The organism is Mucilaginibacter sp. 22184, assembly GCF_052045695.1.
GTDB lineage: Bacteria > Bacteroidota > Bacteroidia > Sphingobacteriales > Sphingobacteriaceae > Mucilaginibacter.
In genome coordinates this window covers 309,198-333,479 of the sequence record NZ_JBQEPI010000005.1, presented here as the reverse complement: position 1 = coordinate 333,479, position 24,282 = coordinate 309,198, and the positions used below count along the sequence as shown (strand labels likewise).

At 40.7% G+C, this 24,282-nt stretch carries 12 protein-coding genes; 10 read left to right on the top strand and 2 right to left on the bottom strand.

The window, feature by feature from the left end; translation table 11 throughout:
- Positions 1-314: 314 nt before the first annotated feature.
- Entirely contained in the window at positions 315-1,664 is a 1,350-nt protein-coding gene (locus ACTJKG_RS13375) for a sensor histidine kinase (protein ID WP_440739492.1), read from the bottom strand.
- Complete coding sequence (locus ACTJKG_RS13370) at positions 1,654-3,009, bottom strand: sigma-54-dependent transcriptional regulator (RefSeq protein WP_440739491.1); 1,356 nt, start codon at positions 3,007-3,009, stop codon at positions 1,654-1,656. The genes ACTJKG_RS13375 and ACTJKG_RS13370 overlap by 11 nt, the downstream gene beginning before the upstream one ends.
- Positions 3,010-3,348: 339 nt before the next feature.
- On the opposite strand from ACTJKG_RS13370, the gene ACTJKG_RS13365 reads away from it, so the two are divergent.
- The 10 genes from ACTJKG_RS13365 to ACTJKG_RS13320 all read left to right on the top strand — a co-directional run bounded on the left by ACTJKG_RS13365 (position 3,349) and on the right by ACTJKG_RS13320 (position 24,161).
- A complete protein-coding gene (locus ACTJKG_RS13365; protein ID WP_172333583.1) occupies positions 3,349-4,602 on the top strand; it encodes an efflux RND transporter periplasmic adaptor subunit in 1,254 nt (417 codons plus the stop codon).
- Positions 4,603-4,721: 119 nt separating this feature from the next.
- Positions 4,722-5,399: an ABC transporter ATP-binding protein gene (locus tag ACTJKG_RS13360; protein WP_172333582.1), complete on the top strand. Its 678-nt coding sequence runs from the start codon at positions 4,722-4,724 to the stop codon at positions 5,397-5,399.
- A gap of 221 nt (positions 5,400-5,620) precedes the next feature.
- On the top strand, positions 5,621-8,050 hold the full coding sequence (locus ACTJKG_RS13355; RefSeq protein WP_440739490.1) for an ABC transporter permease: 2,430 nt from the start codon (positions 5,621-5,623) through the stop codon (positions 8,048-8,050).
- A 46-nt stretch (positions 8,051-8,096) separates the two neighbouring features.
- On the top strand, positions 8,097-10,496 hold the full coding sequence (locus ACTJKG_RS13350) for an ABC transporter permease (protein ID WP_440739489.1): 2,400 nt from the start codon (positions 8,097-8,099) through the stop codon (positions 10,494-10,496).
- 24 nt (positions 10,497-10,520) lie between these two features.
- Positions 10,521-12,887: an ABC transporter permease gene (locus ACTJKG_RS13345; RefSeq protein ID WP_440739488.1), complete on the top strand. Its 2,367-nt coding sequence runs from the start codon at positions 10,521-10,523 to the stop codon at positions 12,885-12,887.
- Positions 12,888-12,963: 76 nt separating this feature from the next.
- Positions 12,964-15,324 carry an ABC transporter permease gene (locus ACTJKG_RS13340; RefSeq protein ID WP_440739487.1) on the top strand — a complete coding sequence of 787 codons (2,361 nt, stop codon included), beginning with the start codon at positions 12,964-12,966 and terminating at the stop codon, positions 15,322-15,324.
- Between the two features lie 95 nt (positions 15,325-15,419).
- Positions 15,420-17,843: an ABC transporter permease gene (locus ACTJKG_RS13335; protein ID WP_440739486.1), complete on the top strand. Its 2,424-nt coding sequence runs from the start codon at positions 15,420-15,422 to the stop codon at positions 17,841-17,843.
- A 91-nt stretch (positions 17,844-17,934) separates the two neighbouring features.
- Positions 17,935-18,969, top strand: a complete 1,035-nt coding sequence (locus ACTJKG_RS13330) for a DUF4097 family beta strand repeat-containing protein (RefSeq protein WP_172333576.1) — start codon at positions 17,935-17,937, stop codon at positions 18,967-18,969.
- 231 nt (positions 18,970-19,200) lie between these two features.
- Entirely contained in the window at positions 19,201-21,624 is a 2,424-nt protein-coding gene (locus ACTJKG_RS13325) for an ABC transporter permease (protein ID WP_440739485.1), read from the top strand.
- Positions 21,625-21,683: 59 nt separating this feature from the next.
- Positions 21,684-24,161 (top strand): ABC transporter permease, encoded by a 2,478-nt coding sequence (locus ACTJKG_RS13320; RefSeq protein ID WP_440739484.1) that lies wholly within the window; start codon positions 21,684-21,686, stop codon positions 24,159-24,161.
- Positions 24,162-24,282 lie beyond the last annotated feature (121 nt).

Here is a 24,282-nt window from a genome sequence, read left to right as displayed (position 1 = left end):
CTGTACTGCCTCTATTTATAAAAAGATATTCTGTATCAAAGGTAATAGTTGCTTTTTAAATGAGGCAAATAAAGGGTAAAAGTATGTGCATGGTGCTTCCCATATATAGGAGGGGGGATACAATTTGGTTGAAAATTTCCGCAAACCCCATAGGGGTTAAAGCTTTGTAGAAAAAAGTTGATTCCAATTTAGTGCCGTAGGTACTGTACTCCTGTTGCATACCTACGGCATGCTAAATACATATTTTTTGTTTTCTACAAAGCTTTTACTCCTGCGGAGTATCCTCAACTTGATGATATTTGAAGTCGGGGGCCCTACGGTATAAACTGCAAAATAAATGATGATCCCTTACCTTCGGTTGATTGTACCTGTATGTTACCCTTGTGTAGCAGCATGATCTGTTTGCATAAGCTGAGACCAATACCACTGCCGGTTTTACGGGTACTGAAGAAAGGTATAAAAATCTTATCGAGTAATTCAGGAGGCATACCTAAACCGTTGTCGGTTACTTTTACGAGGGTTTTGCTGTTGTTCTGTAACTCTCCTGATAGTATTAAGCGCGGCTCCTCGCGGTCTTTTACAGCTTCTATGGCATTTACCAGCAGGTTGATCATTACCTGCTCTATGAGGTTAATATCAGCTTGTATGGCCAGGGTAGGATCGCGCAGGATGATCTCCAGTTCGATATGTTTTTTCTCCAACGTTGGCCGCATCAGGCTGGCCAGGTTTTCGAACAGATCGCGTACCAGTATCTTATTCAAATCGAGCTTGGTGATCTTGTTAAGGCTGCGATAGCTTTCGGTAAATTTGAGCAAGCCCTCGCTGCGTCTTTTGATGGTATCGATACCCAGTTCCAGATCTTCCAGTTCGCTGCTCTGTATCGCCCCGGTGATCTCTGGACTTTGCAATCTGTTTTTTAACGTATCGGCTAAGGATGATATAGGGGCAACCGAATTCATGATCTCATGGGTCATTACGTTGAGCAATTTCGACCATGCTTTTGATTCGGTTTCATCCAGCGCCTCGCTTACGTTCTGAAAGGCTATCAGCTTATATAGTATATCATCGCTGCGCATAACACTGGCCGTGATGAGCATTTTTACCAATTGCTGGTTGCGGGTCATGGTGATGATCTTACTATCGCCGGGCTTTACTTTAATCAATTCCAGATACAAGGCCGGATCTCGTTTTTCAAGCGAGTGCACAGTTTTAAGATAGGGGATACCTATAAGGTTCTTAAAGGCCTCATTGATCCAGCTGATGTTGCCTGTTTCTTCCTCGAATGAGAGGATGCCTGTATCAACCAATTCCAGGATCTTTTGCAGATAGTGATACTGGGTTTCGCGCTCGCGGCTGATGAGTTTAAAGGTAGTATTGATATCATTGAAACCTTTACGCAGCGGTTTCAATTCATTAGGTGCCCGGCGAACGTCAAAATGCCGTGAAAAATCGCGGTAATGTATCGATTCCACAAACTGGTTTACCTCATCCTGCGCTTTTTTCTGAAAACGGATCATTTCAATAACCGCGTATACGATGAGCGGTATAAAAATTACCAGGTAAAGTGGTTTACCGCTAACAATAACAAAGGCGGCGGCAACCAGCGCCAGGAACATCAGGAATACGCGCAGCAACAGCCGCCATTCATATCGGTTAAATATCATATTTGCTTAATCTGCGGTATAGGGCTGTGCGGGTTAATCCCAATTCTTTTGCGGCCCGTGTTATATTGCCATTGTGTTTTTCAATAACCCTTAGTATGGCATTCTTCTCCAAAGTGCTCAGCTGGATATTGTCGTCATCAATAACAGTTTCAGGTGCTGTTTCCAGGATCGAAAATATCAGGTCGTCTGGCCGCAATATGTTTTCGTCGGCCATGATCACTGCCCGCTCAATGGTGTATTGCAGCTCGCGCACATTACCTGGATAATTGTATGATTTTAATTTTTGTAAAGCAGCGGCATCAAAATCTACCGAAGGTTTAAGGTATTTACCGGCATACAATTTAGCAAAGTGGCGGGCCAATATGGTAATATCTTCATTACGCCTGCGTAACGGCGGCATATTGATCTCGACGGTATTGATACGGTAGATCAAGTCCTTCCGGAAGCGATTTTCATTAGCCAGTTCCTGCATGGGTACGTTGGTAGCGCAGATTAACCTGATGTCAATATCAACAGCTTTATTAGTACCCAGGCGTGTTACCTGCCGGTTTTGCAGTACGGTAAGCAGCTTTGCCTGTTGCTGCAGGCTAATGTTACCTATCTCATCCAGGAACAGGGTACCGCCCTGCGCGTCTTCAAAACGACCGGTACGATCTTCCCGGGCATCTGTAAAAGCACCTTTTTTATGACCAAAAAGCTCACTCTCGAACAAAGTATCGGTGAGGGCACCCACATCCACTTTGATAAATGGTTTATCTGCACGCAGCGAACGCTCGTGTATGGCTTTGGCCATTAGATCTTTGCCGGTTCCGTTTTCGCCCAGCAGCAGGATATTGGCATCTGTAGGGGCAATTTTATTCACCTTGTAAAAAATATCCTGCATCACTTCCGATTCGCCCAGGATGGAAGTATCACCGGCGGTGCTTTTTACAGCGGTTTTGGTAGTTTTTACGCCCTCTTTTTTATCCAGGAGTTCTTTTATGGTGGTGATTAATTTTTCGTTGTGCCAAGGCTTCACAATAAAATCGTTGGCACCTTCTTTTAAGGAACGTACCGCCAGGTCAATATCGCCATAAGCGGTAATCATGATCACACATACATTGGGTTTCCGATCCTTTACCTTGCGTAACCAATATAAACCCTCATTACCTGTATTTATAGCGCTGTTAAAATTCATATCCAGCAACACCAGATCAACCTCATTGCGCTGCAGCAACCAGTTTAAATTTTCCGGGTTTTTCTCGGTAATTACTTCCTGAGCCTCTGTTTTTAGTAAAAGCTTAACAGCGGTAAGCACGTCCGGATCGTCGTCGACAATTAAAATAGTAGCCTTTTTTAGTATCATGTTTTTGCGTTGTTCATTAGTTCACGGATTCAATTGTTCATTGTGCCGTTGCTTATATTGACAAATATAACAGACTATTGCTACCAACGAACTAATGAGCCAATGAACTACTGAACTAAATTGCTTAAATTTCATACCAGTTATTATAATACAAGTATTAAACTGTAAATCAATAATGAAGGATTACGGCAAAATCAACCCACTGTATCATAACCGGACACTTGCTGTAACAGAAGCGTACGCTTTAATTGGCTATTTACTGTTTAATGAACTGAATTACAGTAATTTAATTTGTGGCATATCTTTTTGTTATGACTTATCAAAATATAATAAACTACAGTGGACAGAAAAATTGAAAAGAAGACCTGGAACAATAAGCGAATACTCACAATTGCGGGCATAACAGGCCTTGCTTTATTGATAGGAGGGGTTATTTATGGTACATCGGGTAAAAGTAAGCTTGATGTAGATACCGAACGTATAACTATTAGTACCATTACCAAAGGCCCATTTCAGGAATTTATTCCGGTTAATGGGGTAGTGATGCCGCTAACCACCATATATCTTGATGCAACAGAAGGCGGGGTAGTAGAACAGAAATATGTTGAAGACGGTGCTAACTTGAAAAAGGGCGATCCAATTTTAAAACTTTCCAATACCGATCTGGAACTGAGTCTGGCTAACCAGGAAACTGCTGTATATGCCGAGCAAACCCAGATGCAGATATCGCATAATAACGCTCAGCAAAATACTATTACTAAGCTAAATACTATGGCTGATGTAGAGAACGCCTACAAAGAAGCCGAAAGGGTATATAAGCTGGACAAACATCTTTACGATCAAAAAGCTATCGGTTTGCAACAATATCAATCTGATAAAAACATGTACGATTATCAGGTTAACCGTTATAAATTAGCCAAGAAAATATTATCGCAGGATACGGCACTGGTTAAACAACAGGCATCGCAATCACAGGAACAATATGCGCACATGAAAACCACATTGGAGCTGATGCGTAAAAAAGTAGCAAGCCTTACTTTAAGAGCCCCTGTTGATGGTCAGCTCACCTCTATGGATGCGGAAGTTGGTCAGAATAAGAAGCAAGGTGAGCACCTGGGACAGATTGATGTTCAGTCGGGATTTAAGGCAAGGGTTGATATTGACGAGCATTACCTTTCACGTGTGTATACCGGTTTAAAAGGTGATTTTCAGTTTGCTGATAAAACTTATAATCTGGTGATCAAAAAGGTTTTTACCACCATAACTGCCGGCAGGTTCCAGGTTGATATGCAATTTGTAGGTACAGTGCCAAAAGGTATCAGGAAAGGCCAAACACTACAGGTAAGACTGGCTTTAAGCGATGAGACCACAGCTGTATTATTACCTAAAGGTGGCTTTTACCAGCAAACCGGCGGTAACTGGATATTTAAAGTAAGTGAGGACGGTACAAAAGCATATAAGGTAGATATACACCTTGACAGACAAAGCCCGGATTACTTTGTGGTAACCGATGGCCTGAAACCTGGCGATAAGGTAATTACCTCAAGCTATGAAACTTATGGCGATATACAAGAGCTGGTATTGAAAAAATAAATAGGTATAACTGCAACGAAAAGCAGTTCAAAAACATCATATATAAAACTAATTAACTTAACGAAACATAAAAAAATAAATCTATCTGCCATGTGGCAGAAATGATGCAGGAGGCACCAATGATAAAAATTACTAATCTTGAGAAATTCTACCGTACCGAAGAGGTAGAGACCATAGCTTTAAATAAGCTATCGATTGAAATTGCTACCGGCGAATTTGTGGCCATTATGGGTCCATCCGGTTGCGGTAAATCAACATTGCTTAATATTTTAGGCATGTTGGATGATCCGGATGCTGGCAGCTATATTTTTAACGATATCGAGGTAGCTCATTTTACTGAACGTAAACGTGCCGACCTACGCAAACACAATATTGGCTTTGTATTCCAGAGCTTTAACCTGATCGACGAATTAACCGTATTTGAAAACGTTGAACTGCCATTAATATACACCGGCGTGGCATCGGCCGATAGGGTAAAAAGGGTGGAAGAGGTGTTGGATAAAATGCAGATCATGCATCGTCGCAATCACTATCCGCAGCAGTTATCAGGTGGTCAGCAACAGCGTGTGGCTATTGCCCGCGCGGTAGTTAACAAGCCTAAATTAATACTAGCGGATGAGCCCACCGGTAACCTGGACAGCAGCAACGGTAACGATGTAATGGAACTGCTTACCGATCTTAACGAACAGGGAACCACCATTATCATGGTTACACACTCTGAGCACGATGCCCGTTATAGCCACCGTATCATTCGCCTGCTTGACGGTCAAAGCGTTATGGAAAACATAATGGTTTAAGCCAAGCCTTATCACAAGCCTAAAAATAGTTTATATAAGTTAGTAAGTGCCTCGCTTCCCTTCCCCTAATGGGGAGGGGATAGCCTGAGTTTTATGTTTTGATTCCACAGGGATAGTTCAAAATATCCTTCAATTTTTAAGAAAGCATGAAATAAGCCTTTGGTTTTTAAGAAGATAGGGAAATGGTGTTTTATAATGGTAAATATTTAACGCTTAAGTAAATGATCAAAAATTATATAAAAACAGCTTTCCGCGGTCTTCAAAAAAACAAAGGGTTTACTGCTATTAATATCCTGGGCTTAGCTTTAGGATTGGCAACCTGCCTGCTCATCATATTATACGTAATTGATGAATTGAGCTACGACCGGTATAACACCCAGGCCAGCAGAATTTTCCGGGTAAATGAAGATCTTAAACTGGGCGACAACAGCGTACAATATGCTGTATGTATGCCGCCCCTGGCCAAAACCCTAAAAGCAGAATATCCCTACGTTGAAAATGCTGTCCGCTTAAAGAATGCCGGTAGTTGGCACGTTAAAAAAGGCAATTCCACTATACTGGAGAATAGACTGGCTTATGCCGATCCTTCATTGTTTGCTATTTTTACCTTACCGATGATCAACGGAAGCCCGTCATCGGCCCTTACCGAACCCAACAGCGTTGTAATTACCGAAACTACAGCCAAAAAATATTTTAACAGCATTAATGTTGTAGGCCAAACACTGCTGTTAAATGATAATACCCCGTTTAAAGTTACCGGTGTAATTCGTGATGTACCGAAGCAGTCGCATTTTAATTTTGATTTCTTCATTTCCATGTCTACCTGGCCAGATAGTCGTTCCAATGAATGGTTGCGAAGCGACTATAATACTTATGTTTTATTAAAAGACCGTACCGACGCCAAAAAATTGGAAGCCAGTTTTCCGGCATTATTAAAGAAATTCAGTGGCGCCCAAATGCAGGCTCAGGTAAATATGAGCATTGAAGCTTTTGAAAAAAGTGGTAGTTTTTTCAAAATGAACCTCATTCCCTTGACTGATATTCACCTAAAATCTAATCTGAGCGGTGAGTTAAGTCCAAATAGCACTACGCAATACATCTATATATTTTCGGCAATAGCCATTTTTATTCTTTTAATAGCCTGTGTAAACTTCATGAATCTTTCTACCGCGCGTTCGTCAAACCGGGCACGTGAGGTTGGGGTGCGTAAAGTTTTAGGCTCTGATCGTAAACAGTTAATCGCCCAGTTTTTAACCGAATCGGTACTGGTTACATTTGTAGCAACCCTGTTAGCGTTCGTAGCGGCTTTGTTTTTATTGCCGGTGTTCAATCAGTTATCAGGTAAAGAATTGCTCATTAACGGCCAGTCGTTGGTGTGGATAGTTCCGTCGTTATTACTCATCTCTTTAATTGTAGGTGGAATTGCAGGCTCATATCCTGCTTTTTACCTGTCGGCATTTCAACCGGTTGAAGTTTTAAAAGGCAAATTAGCTACTGGGTTTAAAGGCAGCGGGCTCAGGAGTTTTCTGGTGGTATTTCAATTCTCCATATCTATTTTTCTGATCATTGGTACGTTGGTGATCTATAACCAGCTGAATTACATTCAAACAAAAAACCTAGGCTACAACCGTAACCAGGTACTCATTGTTCAAAACGTTTTTGAGCTTAACCGGCAGGCCAAAACGTTTAAACAGGAGGTAAAAGAAATTCCAGGTGTTATTAATGCTACTATGACAGGCTTTCTGCCTACTTCCAACTGGAAAAACACCTCGATCTATTATAAAGATGCCACCCTTGATCAAAAAAAATCGCTATTCCCGCAAAGCTGGGAAATTGATGAAGATTATGTAAAAACACTCGACATGAAGATGGTGGCAGGACGCAGCTTCTCCAAGGATATGCCTACCGATTCTAACGGCATTATACTGAATGAGTCGGCCGCTAAGTTTCTGGGGCTTAATGATGGGATAAACAAAACCCTGTATAGAAGCCAGGGGGGCAAACATTCGTTAGATAATGTAAAGCAATATCATATAGTTGGGATAGTAAAGGATTTTAATTTCAATTCCCTGCGCGAAAGCGTTAGCCCGGTTGTGATGACGCTTGCCGAAAATACTGGGGCCTTAAGTATCAGGGTGGATACCAAAAACCTGCCGGCGTTGCTATCTCAAATAAAAGACAGATGGAAGGAATTATCCCCTAATGTTCAGATCAATTACTCGTTTATGGATCAGGAGTTTGATGCTTCGTACCGTATGGAGCGGCGTACCGGGCAAATATTTATCGTATTTACCTCGTTGGCTATAATCATTGCCTGTTTGGGCTTATTCGGCCTGGCCGCGTATGCTGCCGAGCAGCGCACCAAAGAAATAGGGATACGCAAGGTATTGGGCGCCAGTGTATCGGCTATTGCAGGCATGCTGTCTAAAGATTTTATTAAGCTCGTATTCATTTCTATTGTAATAGCCTCGCCCATAGCGTGGTACCTGATGAATAAATGGTTACAGGAGTTTGCTTACAGAATAAATATTCAATGGTGGGTTTTGGTACTGGCTGGTGTAGCGGCTTTACATATCGCTGTTGTTACCGTAAGTTTTCAATCGATCAAAGCTGCAATTGCCAATCCGGTTGAGAGCTTGAAAAATGAATAAAGGAACTGGAAGCGATTTAGCGTTTAAAATTTGAATTTCAATTATTATGATCAAAAATTTTATAAAAATAGCCTGGCGTAATCTTATTACCAATAAACTTTTCACCTCGCTTAATATGGTGGGATTGGCCATTGGTATGTGCGTTTGTATAACACTGTTTGCCTGCATTTCTTACGAGTTGAGTTTTGACCGTATGTATAAAAATGCTAAAAACATTTACCGGGTAAATATGAAAACAACTGCTCAATATAACTATAAGGTTTGGGCAGAGTTACCCAACTCCGTCGGCCCGGCTATAGTTCAAAACATTCCACAGGTTAAAAGTATGGCCAGGTTGGTTAAACATGATTTTGGCGCGTCGGTATCACTGAAAACAGGGGATAAAAATTTTGCCGAAAAAGGTTTATACCTGGCCGATTCAACGGTATTTAACCTCTTTGATATGAAGTTTGTTGAGGGTAATGCGCAAAACGCTTTTGCCCAGCCAAAATCTATTGTGCTTTCACAATCGGCCAAACAAAGGTTGTATGGGTCTGAGCCAGCCTTCGGAAAGGTCATTTATGTAGATAATAGTGATACATTGCATGTATCTGGCGTTTACACCGATTTGCCCGCTAATAGCACCATCGATTGTGATATGATCTATAATATTAAGGATTCATGGATGGGAAAAAATGTATACTGGAGCAATGCCAGTTACGAAACCTATTGCCTGCTGCAACCCGGCGCTAATGTTGCCAAGGTGCAGGCATCTGCCACCGGGCTTATTGATAAGAATGTAAAAAAGGAAAATAAATATTTTACCAATTTTATATTCCAGCCTTTGGCCGATATCCATCTTTATTCGGCAGATATAAGGGATGGTTACTCCGGCAGGATAGGCAGTATCAGTACCGTAAAATCGCTGATATTTTTATCACTGCTGGTATTGATAATTGCCTGTATCAACTACATGAACCTGGCTACCGCCCGCTCGCAAAAACGTGCAAAAGGAATAGGTGTTAATAAAGTTTTAGGGGCTGATAAGCGTCACTTACTGCTGCTCTTTTATACCGAAACTGCCTTGCTCTCGCTTATGGCTATCATCGTAGGCTATTTGCTTGCTTTGGTTGTAAAACCCTGGTTCCAAAACATTACCGGTATTGAATTGAGTTCATCGGCATTTTTAGAGCCACAGATTTTGTTGGGTTTGGTTGCAACCTGGGGTTTTGTAACGTTGGTAGCCGGCAGCTATCCCGCGTTTTCGCTGTCGCGCATTTCGCCGTTGGTGCTCATGAACAAATTGAAATTGAAAAACTCCTTTGCCGATCTTATCCGCAGGGGGCTGGTGGTATTTCAGTTCGCGTCATCTATTATTTTAATCATTTCGGTTATTGTTATACTTCAACAGATCCGGTATATCAGGAGCCGGGATCTTGGTTATAATCCAAACGGTATTATCGCCATTAATGTAAAATCGGCCCAAAATCAACAACAACTCACGGCATTCATGAATGATTTGAGAGGCATGGCCGCTGTTGAAAGCTTTTCGGCTGTTCAGTCTGTTCCAGGCGATGTAGAAAGTGGCCGAAGTGTTCGCAAACTGATTACCGACAAGGAAGGCCTGCCTGTAAAAACCTGCCATACCGATGGTTCCATAGTGAAAACTATGCAATTAAAACTGCTTGCGGGCAGCTCACTTCCGCAAACATTAGCCGAAGGAGATACCTCTTGTTATGTGCTGATCAATGAAGCTGTTATGAAATATCTTGGCTTCAAATCGCCGCAGGATGCTGTTGGAAAACCGATAGATACGGAGATGTTAGATAAATCTATCATCAGTGGTGTGGTAAAGGACTTCAATTATCAATCACTTAAAGCCGAGATAGGAGGCTATGTATATTACGAAATGAATAAAGCACCAGAATCATTAAGAACACTGCTTATCAGGTATAATACCAAAGATCTGCCGCGTTTTATGCAGCAGTTACAGGGTAGTTTTAAAACCAATATGCCTAATTCAAGCTTTGATTACGAATTTCTGGACAGCCATATTCAAAACTTATATGTTTCTGAACAGCACACCGCCCAAACCGTAACGGTATTTTCATTACTGGCCATATTGGTAGCTTGTCTTGGTTTGTTTGGATTAGCTGCATTTATTGCGGAGCAACGGACAAAGGAGATCGGTATCCGCAAAGTACTTGGAGCAAGCGTATCTGGAATTACCAGCTTATTAACCAAAGATTTTTTAAAACCGGTATTAATATCATTTTTAATAGCCTCGCCCATAGCCTGGTACCTGATGAATAAATGGCTGCAGGATTTTGCTTATCGCATCAATATCCAGTGGTGGGTTTTGGTACTGGCTGGTTTAACTGCCTTGTTTATCGCGGTTATTACCATCAGTTTTCAATCGATCAAGGCCGCGGTTGCTAATCCTGTTGATAGCCTCAAAAACGAATAGAATAGTAGATTTAAGTTAAAACCCATGTTAAGAAATTACTTTAAAATAGCCTGGCGAAGTTTAGTGAAGAATAAACTATACTCGGCTATTAATATTGGTGGATTAGGCGCGGGGATGGCCGTAAGCTTCATACTGCTGATATATGTATACAATGAAGTTACGTTTGACAGTTTTCACGAGAAGAAGGACAGGATATACAAGGTAATGAAAAATCAGCCGATCGATAACGGAATCGGTACCGGCGATGCAACACCCGTACAGCTTGCCGGCGTATTACAAAAAGATTACCCGGAAATAGAAACCACCGCACGTACCAATTGGGCTTACGATCAATTGTTTAACTATAACAATAAGCCGCTCAAGTTTAACGTGATGTCGGCCGATGCTTCTTACCTGGATATATTTACGCTTAATTTTGTGAAGGGTAACAAGCGGGATGCATTTAAAGATATATCGTCGGTGATTATGACCGAATCGGCCGTGAAAGCTCTGTTTGGCGATAAAGACCCGATGGGGCAAACGGTAAAGTTAAATGGCACCCAACTGGTAAAAGTGAGCGCGGTAATAAAAGACCTGCCTCAAAATTCAACCTTCCGGTTTAAAGCGCTTATATCCTGGAAACTTTTTGAAAATACACAACCCTGGGTCAAAAATTCAGGCTGGGGAAATTATTCCTTTATGACCTATGTACTGGTTAAACCGGGTGTAGATGCTGATGCACTCAGCGGTAAAATAAAAAACCTTGTAGCCCGCTATAATGCAGATAATAAGGAGAATAAATTGTTTTTATTCCCCTTTACTAGCTGGCATTTGCATAGCGATTTCAAGAATGGGGTAAATACCGGCGGCAGTATTGAATATGTACGCCTCTTTTTGCTATTAGCCATAGGGATCTTACTGATAGCCTGCATCAATTTCATGAATCTTTCAACCGCACGCTCTGAACGCCGCTCGCGCGAAGTGGGTATCCGCAAAGTTGTGGGGGCAAGACGCGCCGCTATCATACAGCAATTTTTAGGCGAATCCATACTTACAGCTTTCCTTGCTTTTGTATTCGCGCTTTTGCTGATGTCGGCTCTATTACCATCGTTCAATGAACTTATCGGCAGGCAGTTAACTATACCGTACACTAATTACTGGGCATGGATTGCAGCCATAGCCGTAACCCTGGTAACTGGCTTGCTGGCAGGTAGTTATCCGGCTCTGTTTTTGTCGTCATTTAAACCTGTAAAAGTACTAAAAGGTGTAAATAGTACCGGCAAAACAATATGGCACACCCGGCAGATATTGGTGATAACACAATTTGTATTTGCTACCTGTTTGATCATTTCAAGCATACTGATCTATAAGCAGATCAGCTTTATCAAAAACAGGCCGGTTGGCTATTTACAGCAGGGGCTGGTAGAGTTTGACCTGGAAGGTAATATGATCAAACAGTTTGATAACTTCAGGAGAGATGCCATCAGTTCGGGTGCAATAACAGATGCCGCGGCTACATCGGGTAGTATTGCCCACACTAATGGCAATACCTGGGGCGTAACATGGCCCGGACAGCTTGCCGGCGAGGATAAGATACCTATTGACCAGATAGCTGTATCCTATCATTTTACATCAACCTTTGGCTTGCATGTTTTACAGGGAAGGGATTTTGATGAAAGCCGCACTGGCGATACATCAACGCTAATGCTTAACGAAGCGGCTGTGAAAATGATGCGGTTAAAACAGCCATTAGGCCAAATTGTAAAATGGCAGGGAAAACAATGCACGGTAATAGGCGTGGTTAAAAATTTTGTTTGGGCATCACCTTATGAACCGGTAAAACCCGTAATCATTGGGTTTGATAAAAGCTGGGCTGGGCAAGTGGGTATGCGTTTAAACCCCAAGGCTCCTGTATCACAAAGTCTTGCAAAACTGGAAGCGATATATAAAAAATATAATCCAGAGTACCCATTTCAATACAAATTTGTTGACGAAAGCTTTAATGGGAAATTTCAGACGGAAAAATTACTGGGCACGCTATCAACTTCGTTCACCATACTGGCTATCGTGATATCGTGTTTAGGTTTGTTCGGACTTGCATCATTCGCAGCCGAACAGCGTAAGAAGGAAATAAGTATCCGCAAGGTGTTAGGCGCGAGTATCAGCCACCTTTGGTTCAGTCTGTCAAAAGAATTCCTTCAATTGGTTATTATTTCGTTTGTGATTGGTTCGGCTATCAGCTGGTATTACATGAATCGCTGGTTGGCCCATTATACTTACCGCACAGATGTAAGCTGGTGGGTATTTATAGCCACCATAAGTATAAGCATAGTTGTGTGTATGCTTACAGTAAGCTGGCAGGCTATAAAAGCAGCTTTGAGCAACCCGGTGAAAAGCTTGAAGAATGAGTAGAGGGGCTAAAAGCAGAAAGCTATTTAGAATTTATTTTTTAGATAAATAGAGTTTAGAAATTAGAATTTCAATCATTATGATCAAGAACTTCATAAAAATAGCCTGGCGGAATTTATTACGCCATAAATCATTTTCGCTGATAAACATAGCTGGTTTGGCGATTGGCATGGCAAGTGCTGCCCTCATTTTATTTTGGATCCAGAATGAAGTGAGCTACGATCAGTTCCACGCCAATAAATCGCGATTGTATCTGGCTTATAACCGTGCGGTTTTTGATGGTAAACTTTGGTGCTGGCCAACCACACCTAAGGTAATGGCTAAAACCCTAAAGCAGGAATATCCGGGGGTAGAAGATGTGGCCAGAACTACATCAGCTAACTTTTTGTTTACCGTAGGCGATAAACACTTAAATGTTCCTGGTTATTTTACTGATCCGGGTTTCCTGACCATGTTTAGCTTTCCTTTGTTAAAAGGTAATTCAAAAACGGCGCTAAATACAATAAGTTCTATCGTGATCACTGAGCAGCTTTCCAAAAAACTGTTTGGCAATGAGAATGCCATCGGCAAAACAGTTAGAATTGATAGTGTTGACAATTTTACGGTTACCGCCGTTATGAAAGCACTGCCCAATAATACTCGTTTTAATTTTGAATACCTGATACCCTGGAGCTACCTGATAAAAACAGAGCATGAGGATGAGAAAAATTGGGGTAACAATTCAGTACAAACCTGGGTGCTGACTAAGCCTAATGTTACTGAAACAGCATTGAATAAACAGGTTTTAAATATCACCAGATCACACTCCGACCAAAAAGACGATGATGTATTTATGCATCCAGCCAGCAAATGGCGGTTATACTCAGAATTTGAAAATGGCAAAGTGGTTGGTGGCCGTATCAATACGGTAAAGTTATTTGGGGTGATAGCCATGTTTATTTTACTCATTGCTTGCATTAACTTCATGAATTTGAGTACGGCACGCAGTGAGCGGCGGGCCCGGGAAGTAGGTATACGGAAAGTGGTTGGCGCTCAAAAAGGTTCGCTCATAGGCCAGTTCCTTGGCGAATCTATATTACTGGCCTTTATTGCCGGTATAGTAGCCCTCATTATAGTACAGATCAGCATTTCTGGTTTTAATCAATTAACAGATAAACAGCTGTTTATACCATTTGGCAATATTAGCTTTTGGCTTGTGTTTCTAATGTTTGTAGTGCTAACCGGTTCTATAGCGGGCAGTTATCCCGCTTTCTATTTATCATCATTTAGGCCGGTAAGTGTTTTAAAAGGCACGTTTAAGGCGGCCAACGCTTTAGTTACCCCGCGTAAACTACTGGTAGTTATACAGTTTACTTTTGCTATTGTGCTTATCATTTGTACCATTATTGTGCGTAACCAAATGCAGTATGCGCAGGATAGAGAATTAGGTTATAAAAAGGATAATCTGGTTTATACGATGATGATGGGTAGTATTGAAAAGAACTACAAATTGATCAGGAGCGACCTAATTAGCAGTGGGGCTGCTATGTCGGTAACCAAAACAAGTTCGCCTATTACGCAGCGCTGGAGTGACAGCTGGGGCTATGACTGGAAAGGAAAGGATCAGAGTCAGAAAATTGACTTTATTGTTTACAATACCGATGGCGATTTTGCGAAGACAATAGGTTTAAAAATTGTAGCAGGTCGGGATATTGATGTTGCTACTTATCCAACCGACTCAACAGCAATGGTGCTGAATGAAGCAGCCGCCAAGGTTATGGGATTTAAAAATCCAATAGGTCAGATCGTGAAAAACGGCGATAACCGTAATTGGCATATTATCGGTGTGGTCAAAGATTTTATCATCGAATCGCCGTATGAACCTGTTAGGCCAATGCTTGTACAGGGCCCAAAATCATGGTTTAATGTGATACACTATAAATTAAACCCAGCAAATAGTACTGCCGAAAACCTGAAACGTGCCGAAGGCGTGTTTAAAAAATACAATTCAGAATATCCCTTTGAGTATCATTTTGCCGACGATGAGTATGCCCGTAAGTTTAACGACGAAAAGCGAACAGGTACGTTGGCAACCTTATTTGCTGGCCTAACCATATTTATATCGTGCCTTGGTTTATTTGGCTTAGCGGCTTATATGGCCCAAAATCGTCAAAAGGAGATCAGTGTTCGCAAAGTTTTAGGCGCATCAGTTTCTAGTTTGACCACCTTGTTATCTAAAGATTTTTTAACGCTTGTGATCATTTCGTTTTTGATAGCATCACCCATAGCGTGGTATGGCATGCATGTTTGGTTACAAAACTATACCTACCGTATAAATATCCAGGTTTGGGTATTTATAGCTGCAGGTTTACTAACAATAATCATTGCTTTGGCAACAGTTAGTTTTCAATCAATAAAGGCCGCGTTGACTAACCCGATAAAAAGTTTAAGAAGCGAATAGGGGGAGTTGTGCTTTGAATTGTATGTTTTGTAGATAACGCATTTTAGAAAAGTGGGATTGAGTTTTAGTAAAGAATATTTTAATATTTCAAGATCATGCTAAAAAATTATATCAAAACTGCCATTCGCGGTCTGCGAAAAAATATTGGCTTCACCGCTATTAATATTTTAGGCTTGTCTGTTGGTTTAGCCACCTGTTTGCTGATTGTTTTTTATGTGATTGATGAGCTGAGCTACGATAGATTCAATAAAAAGGCCGACCGCATAGTACGCGTGAATTTTGAAATAAAATTTGGTGGTAATAATTCCATATATGCCCAAACCATGGCTCCTTTGGCCCAGGTTTTAAAAAGCGAATTTCCTGATGTTGAAAATACGGTGCGATTTCAGGCAAGAGGAGGCGTGCGCGTAAAAAAAGATAATCAGAACATCCAGGAAAACATGATGATCTATAGCGATCCTGGCTTGTTTGATATTTTTACCCTACCCATGATCAATGGAAATCCGACAACTGCATTAGTGGAACCCAATAGTGCCGTAATTACAGAAAGTGTAGCTAAAAAGTATTTTAACAGCACCGATGTAGTTGGTAAAACATTGCTATTTAATGATAAGGATAATTATAAAATTACTGGCGTTATCAAAGACATTCCTAAACAATCACATTTTAATTACGACTTTTTTCTTTCCATGTCATCATTCCCTGAAAGCAGAGAAACAACCTGGTTAAGCAATAACTTTAACACTTATGTTTTACTAAAACCTGGGGCTGATTATAAAAGACTGAATGCTCAACTCCCGGCTTTTTTGCGCAGGCATGTCAATATCGAGTTGCAAAGCATGGTACACTTAACCATCGATGAGTTTGAAAAGGCAGGTAATTATTTTAAAATGAGTTTAATACCTCTTAAAGATATCCACTTGCACTCTAACCGGATAGGCGAGTTGGGGCGCAATGGGAGCATCCAGTATGTATATATACTTTCGGCAATTGCTTTGTTTATTCTGCTCATAGCCTGTGTCAATTTTATGAATCTTTCTACCGCGCGTTCCTCCAACCGGGCACGTGAAGTTGGGGTGCGTAAAGTTTTGGGCTCGGGGCGTGGTTCATTGGTCACTCAATTCTTAACAGAGTCAATTTTAGTAACATTTGTATCTACGCTTATTGCCGTGGCGCTAGCATGGGTTATGCTGCCTTTCTTTAATCAAATGGCTAATAAGGAACTGGCTATAACCTCGCAATCAATGTTTTGGCTACTGCCGGTTATCGTAGCTATATCATTAACTATAGGGGCTTTAGCTGGTTTTTACCCGGCTTTTTTCCTTTCAGCGTTTCAGCCCGTTGATGTGCTTAAAGGTAAATTGTCAGCCGGTTTTAAAGGTGGCAGGCTCCGGAGTTTCCTGGTAGTTTTCCAGTTTTCTATATCCATTATCCTGATCATCGGTACACTGGTTATTTATAATCAGCTTAACTATATACAGCATAAAAACCTGGGATATGATCGTAACCAGGTAGTCATTGTAAAAAACATAGGCGCAATGGGTAACCAGGCGAAAATTTTCAAACAGGAGATCAAACAGTTATCGGGTGTAGTTAATGCTACCATGACCGGATATTTACCAACTGCCGATGACAGAAATACCTCGGCCTTGTTCCAGGATCCTACTCTCGACCAAAAGCGGGCCATTTTACCTCAGATATGGTCGGTTGATGAGGATTATATCAATACTCTTGGTATTAAACTGATCAATGGCCGTAACTTTTCTGCAGATATGCTAACCGATTCTTCTTCCATGATCATCAATGAAACAGCCGCACGTTTACTCGGACTTACTTCACCCTTAAACAAGCCAATTTACCGGCCTATGGATAGTTCTGGTAAAAACATCAAAAAATTTAATATCATCGGTGTTATTAAGGATTTCCATTTCAGCTCCTTACGGGATAATATTTCGCCGGTTACTTTGTTTCTGGAAGAAGACCGTGGCGCTTTAAGTATACGGGTACAAACACAAAATCTGCCAACTTTGCTCGCTCAGATAAAAACCAAATGGGAATCATTGGTTCCTAATCAGCATTTTGCTTATTCCTTTATGGATCAGGATTTTGAAGCCACTTATCGGTCAGAAGAACGTGTTGGAAAAATATTTGTGGTTTTTACCTCGCTGGCTATTGCTATTGCTTGCTTAGGCTTATTTGGCTTAGCCGCATATGCCGCAGAACAGCGTACCAAAGAGATTGGCATACGCAAGGTATTAGGAGCTGATGTTACCGTTATAGTAACCATGCTTACTAAAGATTTTATTAAACTGGTATTTATAGCCATACTCATCTCATCGCCATTGGCCTGGTACTTTATGCACAAATGGTTACAAGGTTTTGCCTATCGGGTTAACTTTCAATGGTGGATAGTACTATTAGCCGGCACAGGTGCTATTGTGATTGCCTTCTTAACCATCAGCTTCCAGTCTATTAAATCGGCATTGGCTAACCCTGTAAAAAGCTTAAAAAGCGAATAACCACAGAAGAAAATCATTTATAAGATATATTTTTAACGGGATGCAACCATAATCTTCGGATATTGGTCTTATGTGTACAAACTAAACAATCATGAAAAAATATTTACTGTTATTACTTATCTCCGGCCAAAGTTGGATTGCCTTTGCACAACGTGATGGACAGGCTCCTTATATGACCAAATTATTAAAAGAATCTGCCATCAGATCGGTTGTGGTAAAAACATCGGGCGGCAGTATTACAGTGAGTGGTGCCGGAAATGGGGATCCGCGGGTTGAAGTATATATCAGCGGTAATAATGGTATCGGCAATATTTCGAATGATGAAATAAAAAAGCGCTTAGAGAATTATGTACTGGATATAACCGTTAACAACGGCGAGGTGCAGGCTATAGCCAAAGGCAAAAGCAAGGGCCTTTTTAACTGGAATAATTCGCTGAACATATCGTTTAAAGTTTTTGTACCAAAGCAAGTAACTACTGATCTGAATACCAGCGGAGGCAGTATCCATCTGGACAATTTAACCGGTAAACAAACTTTTGAAACCAGTGGTGGCAGTTTGCACATGGATAGGCTAACGGGCGCTATTCGAGGCAGAACATCAGGCGGCAGTATTCATGTAAGTAATTCAGGTCAGGATATTGATCTGTCAACCAGCGGAGGGAGCATCACTGCTGCTAATTGCATTGGGCATATCAGGTTGGAAACTTCCGGAGGGTCATTACAACTGGAAGGACTTCAGGGTAATATAGATGCAACCACAAGCGGTGGCAGTATTCGTGGTAACAGCATTAACGGCGAGCTGATAACAGGTACAAGCGGCGGCAGTATTAATCTTACCCAATTATCATGTGCACTGGAAGCTTCAACCAGTTCGGGTAGTTTTCATGCGCAATTTAACAGCGTAGGTAAATATGTTAAAATAGATGTAAGCTCAGGGCATATTGACCTGGATCTGCCGTCAAAACAAGGTGTAGATCTTGACCTACGAGGCGACAAGGTAGAAACTAATTTTACAGGAAATTTTGAGGGTACCAAAGAAAAGGAAAAGGTTCAGGGTAAACTCAATGGGGGAGGCGCACTGGTGCAGGTAAGAGGGAACGGTCGTGTTAATTTGAATGTGAACTAGTTAGCTATTAATCATATATAAAAGCCTGTTGGGGAATTAGCCTGACGGGCTTTTTGCTTTTTACTGTATCATAACCGGACACCAACTGTTACGCCTGCGAACAGTTAGGATATCAATTTAAATGTAATTTGCTGTTTATTAATATTTTACATAATTGGTACATATTTTAACCTTCCTTTTATAAGAATAGTTGGGGAGGATGTCTGGTTTTAAAATTTAATAATTACAAGCATGTTAAAGAATTATTTACGCAGTGCCATACGCAATGTAACACGACATAAATTTATTTCGTTCATCAATATTTTTGGATTAACTATTGGTTTAACCTGCTGTATGCTTATCCTGATTTATATCGTAAATGAACTGAGTTATGATAAGTATAACACCAACGCCAAAGATGTTTATAGGGTAACCCGAAGTTTCAACACCGCAGACGGGGTTCAAACCCTTTTCCTGGGATCGATAGCTCCGCCATTTGCTCCCTTATTAAAGAATGAATTTCCTGACATTAAGAAAATAACCCGGCTGCGTGGAAATGGTGTCGTTTCCATGCGTTATAAGGATAAATTGCTTAATGAAAACGGGTCATATTTTGCCGATGAAAATTTTGTAGACGTTTTTACTGTAAAAACTATCCAGGGTGATCCAAAAACCGCTCTTTCTGATCCGTTTACGGTAATGATGACCGAAGACATGGCCCGTAAATATTTTGGTAACGAGGATCCGATGAATAAGGAGATCAGGCTGGCTAATCAATTCAATTTTAAGGTTACCGGTATTTATAAACCATTTCCGGCTAATGCGCACCTGCATCCCGAAATGCTTTTATCATTTATTACTTTAAAAGATAGTACGCTGTATGGTGATAAACAGCTACATACCAATTGGGGCAATAATGATTTTTATACTTATATGCTTTTACCGCCTAATTATAATGTGGAGCATATGGAATCATTATTCCCTGGCTTTTTAGATAAATATGTTCATTTCCCAGGTCAGCCAGGCAACTACCAGGAATCAAAAAACAGCAAACTGCATATTCAAAAGTTACTGGATATACACCTGCATTCGCACCTGGATTCTGAAATAGAAAGCAATGGCGATATTAAACGGGTTTATATATTTTCGGCAATTGCTTTGTTTATCTTACTGATAGCCTGTATTAATTATATGAACCTTTCAACCGCGCGTTCGGCATTAAGAGCTCGTGAAATTGGTATCAGAAAAGTGATTGGTGCACAACGGAAAGAAATAATTACCCAGTTTTTAAGCGAATCGGTATTGATCACTTTCTTTTCGCTGGTACTGGCATTAGTACTTACCTGGTTATTGATACCGTTTATCAATAGTTTATCAAAGCTTGGCTTAAGTTTCAGCAGTTTATATCAGCCCGGATTATTATTGGCTATATTCATATTGCCATTTTTTATAGGCATCCTCAGCGGAATTTATCCTGCCCTCTTCATGTCGTCATTCAAGCCTGTAAAGGTTTTGAAGGGAATATTGAAAGTAGGCTCCGGTGGTGTATCATTTCGCAAAGTTTTGGTGGTAGTACAATTTTCTGTTTCTATTGTGCTTATAGTTGCTACCACTATCGTATTTCAACAGTTGAGGTATATTCAGCAAAAATCATTGGGGTTTGATAAAGAGCATGTGCTCACCATGGCCAACCCGTTCAGCAATAGCCAGTTCGAAACGTTTAAAAATGAGGTAACTAAAAATGCCGGGGTTAAAGAGCTGGCACGCTCATCACGCATTCCATCTGGCAGGTTATTGGATGATCAGGGAATATCTGTTTTTGAAGGAAGTAAATCTCAGCCTGTTAAAGCAGACGTTAAATATGTAAATACAGATTACGGCTTTATACCTACTTTTGGTATGAAGATGGCTGCCGGGCGCAATTTTTCGCGTGATTTTGGTACTGATAGCAATAATTACGTTATCAACGCTGCTGCTGCAAAAGTGCTCGGCTGGAAAACCTCAGAAAATGCTATAGGAAAAGATCTCACCTATGGCGGAGTAAGGGGCAAAGTGATTGGTGTGTTAAACGATTTTCATTTTGAGTCGCTGCACCAAAGCATTATCCCATTGTTATTCAGGATGCCAGGCAGGGATAATTATGGCAGATTATCTATAAAAATCGAGGGTAATAATATAAATTCATCCATTAACGCTATTCAGCAAGCCTGGCAAAAATTACAGCCCGAAACTCCATTTGAGTATACCTTTCTGGATGAGCGTTTTCAAAAATTGTATGATAGCGAAAAGCAGCAAGGCAATTTGTTCACCATATTTTCTTTTATAGCCATATTTATAGCCTGCCTTGGTCTGTTTGGTTTGTCGGCATTTACTATTAGCCAACGTGTTAAAGAGATAGGCGTACGTAAGGTGCTTGGAGCGAGCATCCCACAGATTGTAACCGAATTATCTAAGGATTTTTTAAAGTTGGTACTTATCGCTTCTATTATTGCTTTGCCAATGGCCTGGTATGCCATGAGTAAATGGCTGCTTGATTTTGCTTTCCGTATCAGTATACAGTGGTGGGTGTTTGTGATGGCGGGTGTTATTGCCCTTGTGATCGCTTTTGTAACTATCAGTTTTCAATCTATCAAAGCAGCTATGGCCAACCCGGTAAAAAGTTTACGCAGCGAATAAAAGCCAAAACCCAAGGTTGTTTAGTGTTTAGATATTAGTTTCTTAGAATTTATACCATTATGATCAAAAATTATTTCAAGATCGCTTTACGTAATTTTAGTAAGCATAAGCTTTTTACCCTGATCAATATCATCGGGTTATCCATTGGTATAAGCGCCGCGTTGGTAATCTATCTGATCGTACATTTTGATTTTACCTTCAATCAATCCTTCACAGAGGGCGACCGCATATACCGTATAGTTTCTAATTACACATTCTCTGGTGAGGCGACTAACAACAGGGGAGTTACCGGCGCGTTGCCCGGAGCAATGAAATCTGTGAGCGGGGTGGCTATCTCGGCTCCATTCTTTACGCTTAATCAACCTAATGTGTTGATTCCTGCAAAATCAGGCGTTCCTGTTAAATTTAAGTTACAAGACAATATTGTGCTGGCTGACGGTCATTACTTTGAGCTGTTTAATTATACCTGGAAGGCCGGTTCGGCCAAGACCGCGTTAAATGCGCCTAATCAGGTTGTATTGACCACCGATCAGGCTAAAAAATATTTTCCATCCTTGTCTTATAACCAGATGTTGGGGCGTACAGTTACTTACGATACGCTAACCACATCTGTTAGCGGTATTGTTGAAACATTAAAAGATAATAATGATTTTACTTTTCATGATTTTATATCTGCTGCTTCAGCAAATTCAAATTTAGCTCTTCAAAATGAATTAAGACCAACAAACTGGGGCGGTACAACATCTGCTTCCCAGCTTTTCATCAGGTTATCACCCCACACTACTGTTGCTAATATCGAGAAACAGTTAAATGAAATATTAAAGAAAAATAATCCGCCAAAGCCTCAGGATAAAGGCAACACCAGGAACTTCTCCCTGCAACCCTTAAGTGATCTGCATTTTAATGGCACATATGGAATTTTTGATACAGGGGGAGATCGCACCGCCAATAAAACAACTTTGTATGGTTTGTTGATGATCGCTTTGTTCCTGTTATTATTAGGTTGCATCAACTTTGTGAATTTAACTACCGCACAGGCTACACAGAGGGCTAAAGAAATAGGTATACGCAAAACCATGGGCAGCAGCCGGGTGCAACTTATTATCCAGTTTTTAAGCGAGACATTTTTAATCACCTTAATTGCTGTAATTGCTTCCGTAGCCATAGCCCCGGTGATCCTAAAGCTTTTTGCCGATTTTATTCCGCAGGGTGTTAAAGTGGATATTTTGGGACATCCGGATCTGATCCTTTTTTTGTTCATATTAACAATCGTGGTCAGTATTTTATCCGGATTTTATCCTGCCGTTTTGTTATCAGGGTATAAACCTGCCTTAGTACTTAAAAACCAGACCGCTTCAAATAGTCATAAAACACGTAACGCTACGCTGCGTAAATCGTTAACAGTTTTACAGTTTGTAATTGCCCAGTTTTTTATCATGGCAACAGTGTTGGTGGGCAAACAAATATATTACGCACTGCATAAGGACCTTGGTTTTAAAAAGGATGCTATTATAATTATCAACTCTCCCTGGAAAAATCGTACGGTTAGCCGTAATCAGGTATTTATGAACAAACTAAAAGCTATACCTCAAATAGAGATGATAGCTATGGGTAAGGATGCGCCTTCTTCCAGCTCGAGCAACTCCACAGAAGCAACCTATAAAGACGGGAAAAAGGAGATCAAAATAAATCTGGAAGAAAAATATGGCGATGAAAATTATATTAATGTATATAAAATCAAACTACTTGCCGGGCGCAACCTGCAAGCCGCAGACACAACCAAAGGTTTTTTAATTAATACTACCTGCGCAAAAGTATTTGGATTTAAAAATCCTAAAGATGCAGTAGGTAAGCTGATAAATAATTTCAACGGCGATACCCGGATGGAGATCATTGGCGTAGTTGCCGATTTTTATCATGAATCCCTGCATTCGCCAATCAGACCTTTGGCTATTTTAACCAGTAAAGGTAATGAACACTATAATAACGGCACATTCCATATCGCGTTAAAATCACAATCAGCCGGCGGTAATGAATGGAAAAAGGCCATTTCGGCTATGGAATCGGCTTGGAAAGAGATCTATCCGGAAGACGATTTTGAATATCATTTCTTTGATGAGAATATTGCCAAATTTTATGATGCGGAGCAACATACATCAACGTTATTAACCTGGGCTACTGGCTTGTCTGTATTTATCAGTTGCCTTGGTTTGCTTGGTTTAGCCATGTACACAACTAATTTACGAACCAAAGAGATAGGAGTAAGGAAAGTATTAGGTGCCTCTGTTACCCAAATAGTCGCTTTATTATCAACTGAATTGGTGCTGCTTATTGTGCTGGCTTTTGTTTTGGTTACGCCTCTGGCCTGGTATGCCATGCATAAATGGATGGAAAGCTTTGCCGATCGTACCTCCATCAGCTGGTGGATATTTGTTTTGAGTGGTGCCGGCATGTTGCTGGCTGCTTTGTGTACCCTAAGCTTTCAAACAATTAAGGCAGCTATTGCTAACCCGATTAAAAGTTTACGCAATGAGTGACATGTGAAAATTATGTAAAATTAAAACAACAACTGTAAACTAAGTTTACATAGTTTACTGTCTTTTCGTTTATCAAGAAATATTCATATAGATTGTGCTATTGTACCGAATTTCATCGTAT

Bases quoted from the DNA above. Each gene is read 5' to 3' on its own strand.
- ACTJKG_RS13375 (WP_440739492.1), bottom strand. From the start codon at position 1,664: ATGATATTTAACCGATATGAATGGCGGCTGTTGCTGCGCGTATTCCTG.
- ACTJKG_RS13370 (WP_440739491.1), bottom strand. From the start codon at position 3,009: ATGATACTAAAAAAGGCTACTATTTTAATTGTCGACGACGATCCGGAC.
- ACTJKG_RS13360 (WP_172333582.1), top strand. From the start codon at position 4,722: ATGATAAAAATTACTAATCTTGAGAAATTCTACCGTACCGAAGAGGTA.
- ACTJKG_RS13355 (WP_440739490.1), top strand. From the start codon at position 5,621: ATGATCAAAAATTATATAAAAACAGCTTTCCGCGGTCTTCAAAAAAAC.
- ACTJKG_RS13350 (WP_440739489.1), top strand. From the start codon at position 8,097: ATGATCAAAAATTTTATAAAAATAGCCTGGCGTAATCTTATTACCAAT.
- ACTJKG_RS13345 (WP_440739488.1), top strand. From the start codon at position 10,521: ATGTTAAGAAATTACTTTAAAATAGCCTGGCGAAGTTTAGTGAAGAAT.
- ACTJKG_RS13340 (WP_440739487.1), top strand. From the start codon at position 12,964: ATGATCAAGAACTTCATAAAAATAGCCTGGCGGAATTTATTACGCCAT.
- ACTJKG_RS13335 (WP_440739486.1), top strand. From the start codon at position 15,420: ATGCTAAAAAATTATATCAAAACTGCCATTCGCGGTCTGCGAAAAAAT.
- ACTJKG_RS13330 (WP_172333576.1), top strand. From the start codon at position 17,935: ATGAAAAAATATTTACTGTTATTACTTATCTCCGGCCAAAGTTGGATT.
- ACTJKG_RS13325 (WP_440739485.1), top strand. From the start codon at position 19,201: ATGTTAAAGAATTATTTACGCAGTGCCATACGCAATGTAACACGACAT.
- ACTJKG_RS13320 (WP_440739484.1), top strand. From the start codon at position 21,684: ATGATCAAAAATTATTTCAAGATCGCTTTACGTAATTTTAGTAAGCAT.